We start from the raw sequence: 14,132 nt of genomic DNA, 5'->3' as shown, positions 1-14,132 counted from the left end.
GGCGCATTATAATCCCGGGCATGAATTCCCAAACCGACCTCGTCCCCGCGCCCGCGAGCGCCCCGGCCACGTCCGGCGCAACGGAAGCCCTCGCCCAGCATGCGCAATTTGTCGACTGGATGCGTTCGGTCGCCCCTTATATTCACGCGTTTCGCAACAAGACCTTTGTCGTCGGTTTCGGCGGCGAGGTCGTGCATCAGGGTCTGCTGAATGCACTCGTGTCCGACATCGCGCTTTTACAGGCCATGGGCATCCAGATCGTGCTCGTGCACGGTTCGCGACCGCAGGTCGAAGAGCAGATGAGTCTGCACGGCGTCGAGTCGGAGTTTTCGCACGGCATGCGGATCACCGACGCGCGCGCGCTCGAATCCGCGAAAGAAGCGGCCGGCGAAGTGCGTCTGGATATCGAGGCGGCGATCAGTCAGGGCTTGCCGAACACGCCGATGGCGCACGCGCACATCAGCGTCGTGTCGGGCAACTTCGTGACGGCGCGCCCGGTCGGGATACTCGACGGTGTCGATTTCGCGCACACCGGCGTGGTTCGGAAGATCGACGCGGATTCGATCCGCCATTCGCTGGCCAGCCGCAAGCTCGTGCTGCTGTCGCCGCTCGGCTTCTCGCCGACCGGCGAAGCGTTCAATCTGTCGATGGAAGATGTCGCCTCCGCCGCCGCCATCGCGCTGCGCGCCGACAAGATCGTGTTCCTGACGGAAACGCCCGGCCTGATGCAAACCGGCGAGGACGGCCAGGAACTGGTCCGCGAACTGTCGCTCGACGACGCGTACAAGCTGCACGAAAGCGGCGAAGTCACCGGCGACGCGGGCTTCTATCTGAAACACTCGATCCGCGCCTGCCGCGGCGGCGTCGCGCGCGCGCACATCATCCCGTACGCGCTCGACGGCAGCTTGCTGCTCGAACTGTTCCTGCACGATGGCGTCGGCACGATGATCTCGTACGAGAACCTCGAAAGCCTGCGTGAAGCGACGCCGGACGACGTCGGCGGCATTCTCGCGCTGATCGAGCCGCTCGAATCCGACGGCACGCTGGTGCGGCGCGGCCGCCACCAGATCGAACGCGACATCGACCATTTCTCGGTCATCGAGCACGATGGCGTGCTGTTCGGCTGCGCGGCGCTTTATCCGTACACGCAGGAACGCATCGGCGAAATGGCCTGCCTCACCGTCGCCCCGGAAGCGCAAGGCACCGGTGACGGCGAGCGGCTGCTCAAGCGCATCGAACAACGCGCGCGGGCACGCGGCCTGACACGCATTTTCGTGCTGACTACCCGCACCGAACACTGGTTCCTGAAGCGCGGCTTCGTCAAGGTCACGGTTGACGACCTGCCCGAAGACCGTCGCCGACTCTATAACTGGCAGCGCAAATCGCTCGTGCTGATGAAAACGCTCTGAGCGCCGCTTTCCGCGACTGCCGCCCCACACTGATACAGGAGAAACACAGCATGGCTCGTACGATTCAATGCGCGAAGCTCGGCAAAGAAGCCGAAGGTCTCGATTTTCCGCCGCTGCCGGGCGAACTCGGCAAGCGGATCTACGAAAGTATTTCGAAAGAAGCATGGCAGGCCTGGTTGAAGCAGCAGACCATGCTGATCAACGAAAACCGCCTGAATATGGCCGATCCGCGCGCGCGCCAGTATCTGATGAAGCAGACCGAAAAGTTCTTCTTCGGTGAAGGCGCCGACCAGGCCACGGGCTACGTGCCGCCGTCGGAAGGCTGATTCGTCGAACGACACGACGCGCTTGCGTCGTCCCCGCCGCTCTCCGGAGCAACGAAAATCCGCGCCGCGTGCGCGGATTTTTTTTCGCCGTTCGCACGGAATTTCGACAGGCCAATGGGCGTTTCGGGCACCCCGAAAGCACGGTTTCGCGGTCGCCGCGCACACGCTTTCATCGGCAGAACGGTCCGCTTTTAACCGTCCCGCCCAAATTTTTACATTTCCGCCAATCCACCGCCAGGCAAGGGATTGCGCCGGTCGGCCCGGGCTTTGCAGAGACCCCGGTTTGCACGATCCTCTGTCATCGTGCTAACATGTTCATCGTTCCAACAGCAATAACCCTTCATTTCGCGTTCGGTTCAGCAAGTGGCGTGCCTCGCGGCGGCCATTGAATCAGAGTGTTTTTTGAACAAGAAGGCTTGTCGGTTCCGCGGTGCCCACCTCTTCGGGCGTCGTATCTCACCGGCCTTTTTCGTGCCAAGCCTTCAACGGCGCCTGCGTTAGCTCCTCGCTTTCCGGCGTCAGTCCTGTATCTGCCCCCCTACAAGGCCACGCAGATGCAAACCTAGCAAATCAGACGAGTGCACTTTCGCGACAATTTTCGCGATGCATGGGCGTTGTGCTTTCTTTTTTCGCCCCTCGCCCTGCACGGCCCAAGCCGTTGCTTTTTTCGCGAAACTGCACTTCCAGCAACCGTGGCGGAACGTTCATGCGTTTTGCCGCAGTCATCGGAGTATTTCACCTTGACCGCTTCCAGCAACGGCTTCTGGCGACATCACAAAGAAGAACAACGCCTCTCGCTTGACGACATCACCGTCGTCGATCATTCCCTCCTCAAGCGTGCCGTGGGCGCAATGGCGCTCGGCAACGCAATGGAATGGTTCGACTTCGGCGTGTACAGCTACATCGCCGTGACCCTCGGCAAAGTCTTTTTCCCGTCCAGCAACCCGTCGGCGCAACTGATCGCGACCTTCGGCACGTTCGCGGCGGCCTTCCTCGTGCGCCCGATCGGCGGCATGGTGTTCGGCCCGCTCGGCGACAGGATCGGCCGTCAGCGCGTGCTCGCGATGACCATGATCATGATGGCGCTCGGCACCTTCGCGATCGGCCTGATCCCGAGCTACAACTCGATCGGCATCATGGCGCCGGTTCTGCTGCTGGTCGCGCGTCTCGTCCAGGGCTTCTCGACGGGCGGCGAATACGGCGGCGCAGCGACCTTCATCGCCGAATTCTCGACGGACAAGCGCCGCGGTTTCATGGGCAGCTTCCTCGAATTCGGCACGCTGATCGGCTATGTGCTCGGCGCAGGCACGGTCGCGGTGCTGACGGCGACGCTGTCGCAGGAATCGCTGCTGAGCTGGGGCTGGCGCGTGCCGTTCATGATCGCGGGTCCGCTGGGTCTGATCGGTCTGTTCATCCGGATGAAGCTCGAAGAAACGCCCGCGTTCAAGAAGCAGGCCGAGGAACGCGAAGCCGAAGACAAGGCAATGCCGAAGCAGTCGTTCAGCGAGTTGCTCGCGAAGCAATGGCGTCCCCTGCTGCTGTGCGTCGGTCTGGTGCTGATCTTCAACGTGACCGATTACATGGCGCTGTCGTATCTGCCGAGCTATCTGTCGGCGACGCTGCACTTCGACGAAACGCACGGTCTGTTCGTCGTGCTGGCCGTGATGGTGCTGATGATGCCGATGACGATCGCCGCCGGCCGTCTGTCCGACACGATCGGCCGCAAGCCGGTGATGCTGGCCGGTTGCGTGGGTCTGTTCGCTCTGGCGATTCCGGCGCTGCTGCTGATCCGCATGGGCACGCTGCTGCCGGTGTTCGGCGGGCTGATGATTCTGGGCGTGATGCTGTCGTGCTTCTGCGGCGTGATGCCGTCGGCACTGCCGGCGCTGTTCCCGACCAAGATCCGTTATGGCGCGCTGGCAATCGGCTTCAATATTTCGGTGTCGCTGTTCGGCGGTACGACGCCGCTGGTGACGGCATGGCTGGTCGATCGCACCGGCAACCTGATGATGCCCGCGTACTACCTGATGGGCGCATCGCTGATCGGTATCGTGTCGGTCGTCGCACTGCGCGAAACCGCCCGGAAGCCGCTGCTCGGCTCGGGTCCGTCGGTTGCCACGCGTGCCGAAGCGCATGCGGTGCTGCGCGGCGAACGCGAAGCCGCCGAGATGGATGAGCACTACGCATCGGTCGCAACCGCGCGTGCATGACCGTTCGATGCGGCGGGTTTGACGAACCGCATCGACGTCACACAGCGTGACGCAGTATTCGGAAACGGGCCGGCAATTTGCCGGCCCGTTTTTTTTGTCCTGCGTTTTGTGTCTTGTGTCTTACGTCAGCAACGTATGCAGCGACGCATCCACGTGCTCGCCGTCCACGATCAGCAACCCCGCCGATACCGGCAACTTGAAGCGTCGCGGCCCCGCGCTACCTGGATTGACGAACAGCACGCCATCGCGTTCGACGACCAGCGGCTTGTGCGAATGGCCGGTCACGACCACCGCGAATCCGTCGTCACGCGGATTGCCGCGCACGTCGGCGATGTCGTGCACGACGAGGATCTTCACCTGCTGCACGTGCAGCGCCGCGTGAACCGGCAACGCCTGCGCCCATTCGCCGACATCGTTATTGCCGCGCACTGCGGTGACGGGCGCGAGTTGCCGCAACGCATCGAGCACGGCTTCGTCGCAGATATCGCCCGCGTGGATGATCGCGTCGCAACCGGCCAGGTGATCGAGCGCTTCGGGCCGCACCAGATTGTGCGTATCCGAGATCAGCCCGATCCGGGCGGGGGCGGCAGTTCGCTCGTTCATGGGATCGCTCGCTGGATGGGTGGTCTGGCGAGCAGCGGAATCACGCTGGCCTCGCCGGGAAATCAGGTGCCGGACGTATCGTCAGACACGTATCACGATTCGACGACGTGTTCGATGCGCCGGTCGGGCACCAGCCACCATGCGGCGGCCGACGCGTACAGCAGCGCGGAAATCCACGGCGCGACGAACGCGAGCGACACGCCGAGCAGATAGATCACCACCGACACCTTGCCCTTGAAGTCGTTGCCGAGCGCCTTCGCGAGCGTCGAGTTCTCGCCGTGATTGCGCATCAACGTCTGCGTGAGAATGAAATACGCGATCGCCGACATGAACAGCACGATCCCGTAACACGCGAGCGGCCATGCGCTCAGATGCGCTTCGCCCACCCAATGCGTGACGGCGGGCAGCAACGACAGCCAAAACAGCAGATGCAGGTTGGCCCACAGCACCCCGCCGCTGACCTTCTGCACGGCATGAAACAGATGATGATGGTTGTTCCAGTAGATGCCCACGTAGATAAAACTCAGCACGTAGGCGAGGAACACCGGAATCAGCGGCTTGAGCGCCGCGAGGTCGAAACCTTCCGGCACGCGCAATTCCAGCACCATGATCGTGATGATGATGGCGATCACGCCATCGCTGAACGCTTCGATACGTCCTTTGCCCATCGGCCGGATTCCTGTGGTGTATGTGCTTCGTAAGGGACACTGCGCGCCGATTATCGCGAACCCGACGGGCTTTGTCGATTTGGCCGCGCGCGCCGCCTTCTTCACTTCATCGGCTTCAGACCGTCGAGCAAGGTCGGAATCAGTTCGCTGATGGTCGGATGGATATGCATCGCGAATTGCAGCGTCGTGTACGGCACGTTTGCCGTCATCGTGTCGATGAACGCGTGAATCGCCTCGTCGCCGTCCACGCCGTGAATCGCCGCGCCGAGAATGCGCTGGGTCGGCGCATCGACCAGCACTTTCATAAAGCCGTCGGTTTCGCCCTTTTCGCGCGCGCGGCCCACCCGCGTCATCGGCATCGTGGCGATCAGCGTATCGGCGGCGCTGCGACCGGCCTTGCGCACGTCCGCCTCGGACAAGCCGACGCGCGCGAGCGGCGGATCGACGAACACCGCATAGGCCATGATCCGGTCGTCGACACTGCGCGCAGCGCCGTTCAGCAGATTGGCCGAGACGATCTGGAAGTCGTCGTAGGACGTGTGCGTGAACGCCCCGCGCCCGTTGACGTCGCCGATCGCCCACACGTTCGGCACGCTGGTGCGCAACTGGCCGTCCACGGGAATGATGCCGTGACGATCGCGCGCGATGCCCGCGTGTTCGAGGCCGAGATCGTCGGTGTTCGGCTCGCGGCCGGTGGCGAACAGCAGATGCGTGGCGTCGAGCGCGGGCGCGCCGTCGCCGAACAGGATGCGCACGTCGGAGCCGGACCCGCCCGCGAGCGGCTCGACGCGCGTGGGCTCGGCGCCGAAGCGGAACTCGATGCCTTCGCGTGCCAGCACCGTGTGCACCGATTTCGCGAAGTCAGCGTCCTCGCGGCTGAGGATGCGTTCGCCGCGCACGATCACCGTCACGCGACTGCCGAAGCGCCGGAAAATCTGGGCGAATTCGAGCGCGATATAACTGCCGCCGACAATCGCCAGATGCGCGGGCAAATCGGTGAGTTCGAGCAGCGTCGAGTTGGTGAAGTAGCGGATGCCGTCGAGACCGTCGACGGGCGGTACGATCGCGCGCGTGCCGGTATTGATAAAGATTTCGTCGGCTTCGATTTCGTCGGTGATGCGGCCGTCGGGCGCCGCGATCGACACCGTGCGCGGACCGGTGAAGCGTGCGTGTCCATTGAAGACCGTCACGTGATCCGCTTCGCGCAGCCATTTTTCGACGCCGCTGCGCGACTGTCCGACGATGCCGTCCTTGCGCGCCTTGATGGCGGCCAGCTCGACGCCGACCTCGCCCGCGACCCGCACGCCGAGGTCCGCCGCATGACGCGCGACATGCGCCGCGCGGGCGCTTGCGACATAGCTTTTGGTGGGTGTGCAACCGACGTTCACGCAGGTGCCGCCGAACAGCGCACGTTCGATCACCGCCGTCTTGCGACCGCTTGCGCCGAGCCGCACGGCAAGCGGTGCGCCGCCCTGTCCCGTACCGATTACGACTGCGTCGAAATGCTGTGCCATCGCGTATCTCCCGGAAGCCTGTAAGCAGGTCCGTGCCATCTTACGCCAGCGGATTACGACGGGTAGCCGCAAGTGTGCGGCGCGGCGGACGGGATCGGGGGCAGCGCTTCGCGAGGCGCTCGGCAACGACGTTCACCTGCGAGGCGCAGGGAAAAACTCACGAACGACGGCAGAATTAAAGCGGAAAGACGACGATGAAAAGCTGACGACGGGTCGGCAAAAACGCGCGACTCAACCGTGGCAATGCGCGGCGCAGATCAGATCGCGCGAACGTTGCAGCGCGACGCGCGCGCCTTTGGTCGCGACCATAAAGCCGACCTGGCTCAGATTGAAGTCTTGCGACACCATCATCTGCATTAACGCGACCATCGGCAGTACAACCGATGGATGGTACAACTGTCTTTCGATCAAGGCTCGCATGCTCTGCTCCATTGCGCGACGTCGCTTCGGCGCTGCGCCAGATATCTGTTTCGATGCATGCATTCTAGGGACGCCCGCGCAAGCGATAAAGATGCGCAAACGGAAGACACTTGTCAGCCGGGGAGAACAATCGACGGTGCAGCGGCGCGTTCGAGCGACACGCCGCTGCCCGTGCGGCCGGTAAAGCGCGCTACCAGGTTGGCGAACAGGTGCGCGAACAGGCCGGCGAACGGCTTACGCCGGTACGCATTTCGCGAATGCAGGCAAGGTTTCGGCGCGTGCGGCAAACGCTGCGATTGACGGATAGTCAGCCGGATCGATCGCGCCCGGCAGCAGGTCGTGCGTGAAAAACCATGTCACCGCCACGGTGATATCGGGCAGCATCAGACGATCGCCGAGCAGCCATGCGTCGTGCGCATCGCGATTGCCGATCAATGTGCCGAGTTGCGTGTCGAGCGCGTGAAACGCCGCGTGCATCTGCGTCGTCACCCGATCGATCCACGGTTCGTGCTGCCGTTCCGCAGGACGCAGATTGCGTTCGTAGACGATCTGCATCACTTTCTCGGTCGCGGCGAGCGCGAGGCCGATCACCTGCAACGCGCGCAGACGCGTCGCGATGTCTTGCGGCATCAGACGGCGCGCCGGATCGACCTTTTGATCGAGATAGTCGAGGATCAGCGTCGAATCGAGCAGCATCGTGCCGTCGTCTTCGAACAGCGTCGGCGCCTTGACGACCGGATTGATCTTTGCGAACGCGTCGTAGTCGCGAAACACCGACACGTCGCGCCGTTCGAACGGCAGATCGAGCACGGCGAGCGCAATCGCGACCCGCCGCACGTACGGCGAGTCCAGCTTGCCGATCAGTTGCATCGAATAGTCCTCGTGAATGACAAGGGTTGGCCTTCCGACGATGCGTGCGCAATGCGCGGCATCGTTCGGGTGTCCGGTGTCGTGCTTCCGGACCGTGCGGCTGGGTGCGGCTGGGTGCGGCTCAGCGTGGCTCAGTTCGGGCGGTTGCCGCCACCACCGCCGCCACCCCCACCGCCTTGCGGCGGACGTCCACCGCCGCCACCGCCACCGCCTCCACCACCGCCCTGCGGCGGGCGACCCCCGCCTCCACCGCCACCGGCTTGTCCCGGTGGGCGTCCGCCGCCATGTTGTGCGCCCGGTTGTCCGCCTGGCGGCCGTCCGCCGCCGTTGGCCTGGCCCGGCGGGCGTCCGCCGGGTTGCGCGCCCGGTTGTCCGCCCGGTGGCCGTCCGCCGCCATTGGCCTGCGGCGGACGACCGCCGCCACCCGGATGACCGCCGCCCGGTGGGCGGCCCGCGCCCGGACGCGGCGGCGGAGGCGGCGCGTGGCGCGACCAGCGCGACTGCTGTCCGTACCACGACCGATCCCGATAATAGTTGCCCCAATACGAACCGATCGAGAACGTCAGGATAGGCAGACCGATCATCGCCCCGTAGCTCATGATCGGCACCGGATTGCCCTGATACGCGTAATTCAGGCTGCCGCCGTACACCCAGCCGCGCAAATTCGGCACGGACACGTCGCACCACTGGTAATTCGCGACGCAGCCGTTGACCGCGACCGGCGAACCGGGCGGCAATTGCGCGACGAGCGGATAGTCGCTGGCCGGACCTGCACGCACGCTGACCGGCTGATTCGTCATCGCTTGCGACTGCGCAAGCGCGGCCCCGGGTAATGCAGCCAGCGCGACGATGCCTGCCGCTGCGCATCGAACGAAGGGTTGTTTCATGGACGCTCCGGATTGGCAGTTCGCGGATCCGCTTGCGAATTCGTTACTGCTCGCTTGCGAATATTCTTTGCCCTGCCTGATTAAGTAACGATCTGCGACACGCACAAAGCGTACCGCTTCCCGCAACAGCGCGCACGTAGATAGACAGGGATTTTGATAATCCCGCATTCGCGCTTTCGAACCGGTCGCTTATCGCGACTTTCAATGCCGGCTTAAAGCTCCGCCGAGGCTGTTTCGATACCACGGACATGCGGCTTTGATGCCGGTCCGGATTCGATCCGCGCCATTTCAGACACGATGGAAATATCTCGTAAGCAGTTGTCGAACACGTCGTTTATTCGATGCCTTTGCAGATGCGCGCCGGGGTGATCATGCGCCACCCGTGACCCGATGCTGTTACCCGAGCGTAATGAAAACCTTCCGATATATTCTCGTTTCCGGCGTGCTGCTGAACGCCTTCGCAGCCCACGCGGCCAGCTTCGATTGCGCGCGCGGCCATTCGGCGGCGGAACGCGTGATCTGCCATGACGCGGCGCTCTCGTCGCTCGACGACCAGCTCGGCAAGCTGTACCGGCAAGCCCGCCGCACGGCGCCGAATCGCCGCGCATTCACCGCCGACAGCGACGCCAAATGGGCGTGGCGCGAAGCAAACTGCACCGACGCCGCGTGTCTGACGACGTGGTACACCGGGCGTATCGCGGACCTGCAAAAGCTGGTCGCGGAAACGCCGGCGCGGCCGCAAACACAGCCGCAGCCGCAAGCCCAAATCCAAACGCCGCCTCAGCCCGCGCACGCCGCCGTACCCGCACCGGCCGCGCATCCAGTTGCTCACGCCGCCGCGCCCGCAGCGGTAACGGCAGCGCCGAGCGCGCCGGGTGCCGCAGGCGTTGCCGTGCCCGTGCCCGTCGTCACCGCAGCCGTAGCCGCGCCGGCACATCCGGTGCCGCCCGCGCAAACGCCGCCCAAGCCGCAGCCTCAAGCGAAACCGCACGCTGAACCGGCCGCGCAGGCAGCACCCGCGCATCAGGCCGCGGCCAGCAAAACCGTCGTCGAAGGCGCCGTGGAAGGGACCGCGAAAACGCACGGTGCAGCGGGTACACCCGACGCGCACGCGTCGAACCACGCACAGCCGGTCGAGAAAACCGTCGCTCAAGCCGCACCGGCCACCGCCGACAAGGCCGTAGAACAGGCCGCGCCGAAAACCACGCCGAAAGCGCCATCGAAGCCCGTCGCCAAAACGGCGTCGCGCGCGGCCGCAACGACGCTGGCCAGCGCCGATCTCCAGCAATGCACGGCCACCGATCCGGTATTGAACGTGCCGGAACAATGTCCGTCGATGATGAAGCACCGCAAATACCGTCAGGGCGGCGGCGATTCATCGAACCGCGACTGGTTCTGCGGCGTCGCGATGCTCGATGCCGCGCCGACCCAAACCGCTTCCGCCGATTAAGCGTTTGACCGTTTAAGCAACGAATCGACCCCACGCCCGACCGCCCCCCGGTCGGGCCGATACAGCCACCGCCCCGCCTCGCCGAAGTCCTGTCGCGCAGCGCCCTGCTGCGCATCGGCGAATGGCCACTCCCAATAGAATTGAAATGCCGCACGTCGATACCGGAGACGATGATCCGCTATTGACTGAATTGGCTTTGCCGTTTGCTGCCCGATATAAAACCGGCATTCGATCTGAATAAACCGGATCGGGAATTAAAACGGATAAACGTTGAAAACGATTTAGCGCGAACGCACCAACCACGCGAACGGCAAAGCTCGAAAAAACGGGAATCTGGAAAGCGGAAGGTCCAACGGAGGTCTGCAGCAAGGGCCTGTGGTGCCGGGGACGGGACTTGAACCCGTAAGCTGTGAAGCGGCGGATTTTAAGTCCGCTATGTTTACCAATTTCATCACCCCGGCTGGGCGGACGCGATTCTACCATCGCGGTGCACCCGATCCAATCCCGGCCTGTCCCTGGGCTCGTCCGGCCCGATGCGTCGCGCGGATTCGTCGCGCCAACCCGCAAAACCGTCATCGCCCAGTCACACTCCGTTCCGATAATCCCGCCATCGAAAACGTTTTCACAACGTTCAACCGGCAGGCTTACGGGGTGCTCAGATGACTCAGACGATCAAGGATGTCGCCGCGCATGCGGGCTTTTCGATCGCAACCGTGTCGCGCGCGATCAACGCGCCGCACACGGTCAATCCCGTCACGCTCGAAAAAGTGCGTCTGTCGATCGACGCGCTCAACTTCCGTCCCAGTCCGCTCGGACGCCAGCTTCGCGGCGAGCGCTCGCGGCTGATCGGCGTGGTGCTGCCGACCATCGCGAATCCCGTGTTTGCCGAATGCCTGCAAGGGATCGACGAACTCGCGTCGCGCCAGGGCTACCGGCTGATGCTGATGACCACCGAATACGACGCCGACCGCGAACGTCACGCCATCGAGACACTGCGCGAACATCGCGTCGAAGGCTTGATCCTGACCGTCGCCGATGCCGATACGCACCCGCTGCTCGACGCGCTCGACCGCGACGGCCCGTTGTACGTGCTCACGCATAACGACACGGTGCGCCGTCCGTCGGTGTCGGTGGACAACCGGCAGGCCGCTTACGACGGCGTGCGGATGCTGATCGCGCATGGCCATCGACGCATCCTGATGCTCGCCGGCACGCTGGCCGCGTCGGATCGCGCGCGTCTGCGTCATCTCGGCTACACGCAGGCGATGCAGCAAGCTGGCCTCACTGCCGCGCCCGCGCTCGAAATCGATTTCAACGCGAAAGAACTCGCGCCGTCGGTGCTCGCGCATCTGACGACCGGCGCGAACCGCCCGACCGCGCTCTTTTGCAGTAACGATCTGCTCGCGATGGTCGTGATGCGCGGCCTGCGCGGCGCCCGGATGCGGATTCCCGCCGATATGTCGATTCTCGGCTTCGACGGGCTGACGATGGGCGAGTTGCTGCAACCGACGCTCGCCAGCGTCTGCGCACCGAATCGGGAGATTGGCGGTTCGGCGTTTCGCAGGTTGCTGGCCCGCATCGGCGGCGAATACACCGACGCGTCGCTGGCGCTGACCTTGCCGCACCGGCTGCGCGAAGGCGCAACCATCGCCGCGATCGCCAGCACCACCGATGCCCCCGGCGCGCGCATGCAGCCGCACGCCTGATCGATGCGCGCCACGCATGCATGCGTGGCGCGCATCCCCGTACCCGCTTTCGCATGCGTGTCACGCATGCATGCGTGACACGCATGGATTCCCATGCGCGCCTGCATTTGCGTGATACCAACGATTCGACACCACTGTTTTTCGACAAGGAGATCTCCGTGATCCGCCGCCCGATGTGCACACGCACGCTAATCCAACGATTCACCCGCGCCGCCGCGCTGGTCGCCGTCACGCTGACGAGCGGCCTTGCGTTCACGCTTGCCGCATCGCAAGCCGCACGCGCCGACGAAACCGCGATCTGCTACAACTGCCCGCCCGAATGGGCCGACTGGGCCGCGCAAATCAAGGCGATCCAGCAAAAGACCGGCATCCGCGTACCGTTCGACAACAAGAACTCCGGCCAGTCGATCGCGCAGATGATGGCCGAGCAGAAGAGCCCCGTCGCCGACGTGGTCTATCTGGGCGTGTCGTCGGCATTCCAGGCGAAAGACAAAGGTCTGATCCAGCCGTATGAACCCGCGCATTGGGCCGACATCCCCGCCGATCTGAAAGACCCGAAGGGTTACTGGTTCACGATCCATTCCGGCACGCTCGGTTTCTTCGTCAACAAGGACGCGCTCGAAGGCAAGCCCGTGCCGCGTTCGTGGGCCGATCTGCTGAAGCCCGAATACAAGGGCATGGTGGGCTTTCTCGATCCGTCCAGCGCGTTCGTCGGTTATGCCGGCGCGGTTGCGGTCAACCAGGCGCTGGGCGGCAGCTTCGACAACTTCCAGCCGGGTCTCGACTGGTTCCGCAAGCTGAAAGCGAACGATCCGATCGTGCCGAAGCAGACCGCCTATGCGCGCGTGCTGTCCGGCGAAATTCCGATCCTGCTCGACTATGACTTCGATGCCTATCGCGCGAAGTACAAGGATCACGCGAATGTCGAATTCGTGATTCCGAAGGAAGGCACGATCTCCGTGCCCTACGTGATGAGTCTCGTGAAAGGCGCGCCGCACGACGCGAACGGCAAGAAAGTGCTGGATTTCGTGCTGTCCGACGAAGGCCAGAAGCTGTGGGCCGATGCGTATCTGCGTCCGGTTCGCGCCAGCGTGATGACGAAGGAAGCCGCGGCGAAGTTCTTGCCGGCCAGCGAATACGCGCGTGCGCATGCAGTGAATTTCGCAAAGATGGCGGAAAAGCAGCAGGCCTTCGGCGAGCAGTATCTACAGGTGATGCATTGAACGATCTCACGTTCCCGCTGCGCTGGCGCATCGCATTGATCGCGCCCGCGCTCGCGGTTTTCCTCGCATTCTGGCTGCTGCCGATGGTGTCGCTGGCGCAGATCAGCGGCGACGGTCACGCGTTCGCGACCTATCGCGCGATGCTCACGCATCCGCGCTATATGTCGAGCCTCGCGGCGACCGTCGCGCTGTCGGCGGCGGTCACGCTGGCGACGCTCGTGCTGTCGGTGATCGCGGGTTTGCATCTGGCGCGCCGCGAGTTCGCGGGACGTCGCACGCTGCTCGCGCTGCTGACCTTTCCGCTGGCGTTTCCGGGCGTGGTCGTCGGCTTTATGGTGATTATGCTGGCCGGTCGTCAGGGCTTGATCGGCGCGCTGTCGATGAAGCTGACCGGCGATCGCTGGGTGTTCGCGTATTCGATGACGGGGCTGTTTCTCGGCTACCTGTACTTCTCGATTCCGCGCGTGATCGTGACGGTGATGGCGTCGGCCAGCAAGCTCGATCCGACGCTCGAAGAAGCCGCGCGTTCGCTCGGCGCATCGTCGTTGCGCATCAGTTGCGACATCGTGTTGCCCGCGTTGTCGCCGGGACTGATCGCGGCGGGCGCCGTGTGCTTCGCGACCGCGATGGGCGCGTTCGGCACCGCCTTCACGCTCGCCACCGATATCGACGTGCTGCCGATGACGATCTACACCGAGTTCACGCTGAACGCGAACATGGTGACGGCCGCCGGTCTGTCGATCGTGCTGGGTCTCGTTACGTGGCTCGTGCTGTGGCTTGCACGCAATGTCAGCGGCTCGGCAGTCGCCGCGAGCGCATGAGCGCCACGCATGCGATGTCCGCAAC

At 64.0% G+C, this 14,132-nt stretch carries 13 protein-coding genes and 1 tRNA gene; 7 read left to right on the top strand and 7 right to left on the bottom strand.

Going from position 1 to position 14,132, the window contains the following annotated elements; all coding sequences use genetic code 11:
* The first annotated feature begins 20 nt into the window (after positions 1-20).
* From argA to proP, 3 genes are all read left to right on the top strand, one after another.
* On the top strand, positions 21-1,409 hold the full coding sequence (gene argA, locus PW947_RS26145) for an amino-acid N-acetyltransferase (RefSeq protein WP_299635275.1): 1,389 nt from the start codon (positions 21-23) through the stop codon (positions 1,407-1,409).
* Between the two features lie 50 nt (positions 1,410-1,459).
* Positions 1,460-1,735 carry an oxidative damage protection protein gene (locus tag PW947_RS26140; RefSeq protein WP_299635274.1) on the top strand — a complete coding sequence of 92 codons (276 nt, stop codon included), beginning with the start codon at positions 1,460-1,462 and terminating at the stop codon, positions 1,733-1,735.
* 740 nt (positions 1,736-2,475) lie between these two features.
* Positions 2,476-3,945 (top strand): glycine betaine/L-proline transporter ProP, encoded by a 1,470-nt coding sequence (gene proP, locus PW947_RS26135; protein ID WP_299635273.1) that lies wholly within the window; start codon positions 2,476-2,478, stop codon positions 3,943-3,945.
* A gap of 120 nt (positions 3,946-4,065) precedes the next feature.
* Here the strand turns inward: proP and PW947_RS26130 are convergent, their stop codons facing one another.
* The 6 genes from PW947_RS26130 to PW947_RS26105 all read right to left on the bottom strand — a co-directional run bounded on the left by PW947_RS26130 (position 4,066) and on the right by PW947_RS26105 (position 8,907).
* Positions 4,066-4,548 carry a metallophosphoesterase family protein gene (locus PW947_RS26130; protein WP_299635272.1) on the bottom strand — a complete coding sequence of 161 codons (483 nt, stop codon included), beginning with the start codon at positions 4,546-4,548 and terminating at the stop codon, positions 4,066-4,068.
* 92 nt (positions 4,549-4,640) lie between these two features.
* Positions 4,641-5,216 (bottom strand): TMEM175 family protein, encoded by a 576-nt coding sequence (locus PW947_RS26125; protein WP_299635271.1) that lies wholly within the window; start codon positions 5,214-5,216, stop codon positions 4,641-4,643.
* Between the two features lie 101 nt (positions 5,217-5,317).
* A complete protein-coding gene (locus PW947_RS26120) occupies positions 5,318-6,730 on the bottom strand; it encodes an FAD-containing oxidoreductase (protein WP_299635270.1) in 1,413 nt (470 codons plus the stop codon).
* Positions 6,731-6,961: 231 nt separating this feature from the next.
* Positions 6,962-7,150: a hypothetical protein gene (locus PW947_RS26115; RefSeq protein WP_299635269.1), complete on the bottom strand. Its 189-nt coding sequence runs from the start codon at positions 7,148-7,150 to the stop codon at positions 6,962-6,964.
* A 234-nt stretch (positions 7,151-7,384) separates the two neighbouring features.
* On the bottom strand, positions 7,385-8,020 hold the full coding sequence (locus PW947_RS26110; RefSeq protein WP_299635268.1) for a glutathione S-transferase family protein: 636 nt from the start codon (positions 8,018-8,020) through the stop codon (positions 7,385-7,387).
* 131 nt (positions 8,021-8,151) lie between these two features.
* On the bottom strand, positions 8,152-8,907 hold the full coding sequence (locus PW947_RS26105; protein ID WP_299635267.1) for an SH3 domain-containing protein: 756 nt from the start codon (positions 8,905-8,907) through the stop codon (positions 8,152-8,154).
* Positions 8,908-9,316: 409 nt separating this feature from the next.
* On the opposite strand from PW947_RS26105, the gene PW947_RS26100 reads away from it, so the two are divergent.
* A complete protein-coding gene (locus PW947_RS26100) occupies positions 9,317-10,357 on the top strand; it encodes a hypothetical protein (RefSeq protein ID WP_299635266.1) in 1,041 nt (346 codons plus the stop codon).
* 376 nt (positions 10,358-10,733) lie between these two features.
* Here the strand turns inward: PW947_RS26100 and PW947_RS26095 are convergent.
* Positions 10,734-10,818, bottom strand: a tRNA-Leu gene (locus PW947_RS26095).
* Between the two features lie 198 nt (positions 10,819-11,016).
* Between PW947_RS26095 and PW947_RS26090 the strand changes: the two genes are divergently transcribed.
* From PW947_RS26090 to PW947_RS26080, 3 genes are all read left to right on the top strand, one after another.
* Positions 11,017-12,063, top strand: a complete 1,047-nt coding sequence (locus tag PW947_RS26090) for a substrate-binding domain-containing protein (protein WP_299635265.1) — start codon at positions 11,017-11,019, stop codon at positions 12,061-12,063.
* An 83-nt stretch (positions 12,064-12,146) separates the two neighbouring features.
* A complete protein-coding gene (locus PW947_RS26085) occupies positions 12,147-13,286 on the top strand; it encodes an ABC transporter substrate-binding protein (RefSeq protein ID WP_299635264.1) in 1,140 nt (379 codons plus the stop codon).
* The gene (locus PW947_RS26080; protein ID WP_299635263.1) at positions 13,283-14,107 is read left to right on the top strand and encodes an ABC transporter permease; all 825 of its coding nucleotides are present in this window, start codon (positions 13,283-13,285) and stop codon (positions 14,105-14,107) included. The genes PW947_RS26085 and PW947_RS26080 overlap by 4 nt, the downstream gene beginning before the upstream one ends.
* Positions 14,108-14,132 lie beyond the last annotated feature (25 nt).

The sequence above is a fragment of the Paraburkholderia sp. genome (genome assembly GCF_028283785.1).
GTDB lineage: Bacteria > Pseudomonadota > Gammaproteobacteria > Burkholderiales > Burkholderiaceae > Paraburkholderia.
Note: the sequence above shows the minus strand (reverse complement) of the source record. Positions and strands in the feature narration are given on the sequence as shown.

Coding starts and splice junctions, on each gene's coding strand:
- PW947_RS26110 (WP_299635268.1), bottom strand. CDS start 8,020: ATGCAACTGATCGGCAAGCTGGACTCGCCGTACGTGCGGCGGGTCGCG.
- PW947_RS26130 (WP_299635272.1), bottom strand. CDS start 4,548: ATGAACGAGCGAACTGCCGCCCCCGCCCGGATCGGGCTGATCTCGGAT.
- argA (WP_299635275.1), top strand. CDS start 21: ATGAATTCCCAAACCGACCTCGTCCCCGCGCCCGCGAGCGCCCCGGCC.
- PW947_RS26140 (WP_299635274.1), top strand. CDS start 1,460: ATGGCTCGTACGATTCAATGCGCGAAGCTCGGCAAAGAAGCCGAAGGT.
- PW947_RS26120 (WP_299635270.1), bottom strand. CDS start 6,730: ATGGCACAGCATTTCGACGCAGTCGTAATCGGTACGGGACAGGGCGGC.
- PW947_RS26115 (WP_299635269.1), bottom strand. CDS start 7,150: ATGCGAGCCTTGATCGAAAGACAGTTGTACCATCCATCGGTTGTACTG.
- PW947_RS26105 (WP_299635267.1), bottom strand. CDS start 8,907: ATGAAACAACCCTTCGTTCGATGCGCAGCGGCAGGCATCGTCGCGCTG.
- PW947_RS26100 (WP_299635266.1), top strand. CDS start 9,317: ATGAAAACCTTCCGATATATTCTCGTTTCCGGCGTGCTGCTGAACGCC.
- PW947_RS26090 (WP_299635265.1), top strand. CDS start 11,017: ATGACTCAGACGATCAAGGATGTCGCCGCGCATGCGGGCTTTTCGATC.
- PW947_RS26085 (WP_299635264.1), top strand. CDS start 12,147: ATGGATTCCCATGCGCGCCTGCATTTGCGTGATACCAACGATTCGACA.
- PW947_RS26125 (WP_299635271.1), bottom strand. CDS start 5,216: ATGGGCAAAGGACGTATCGAAGCGTTCAGCGATGGCGTGATCGCCATC.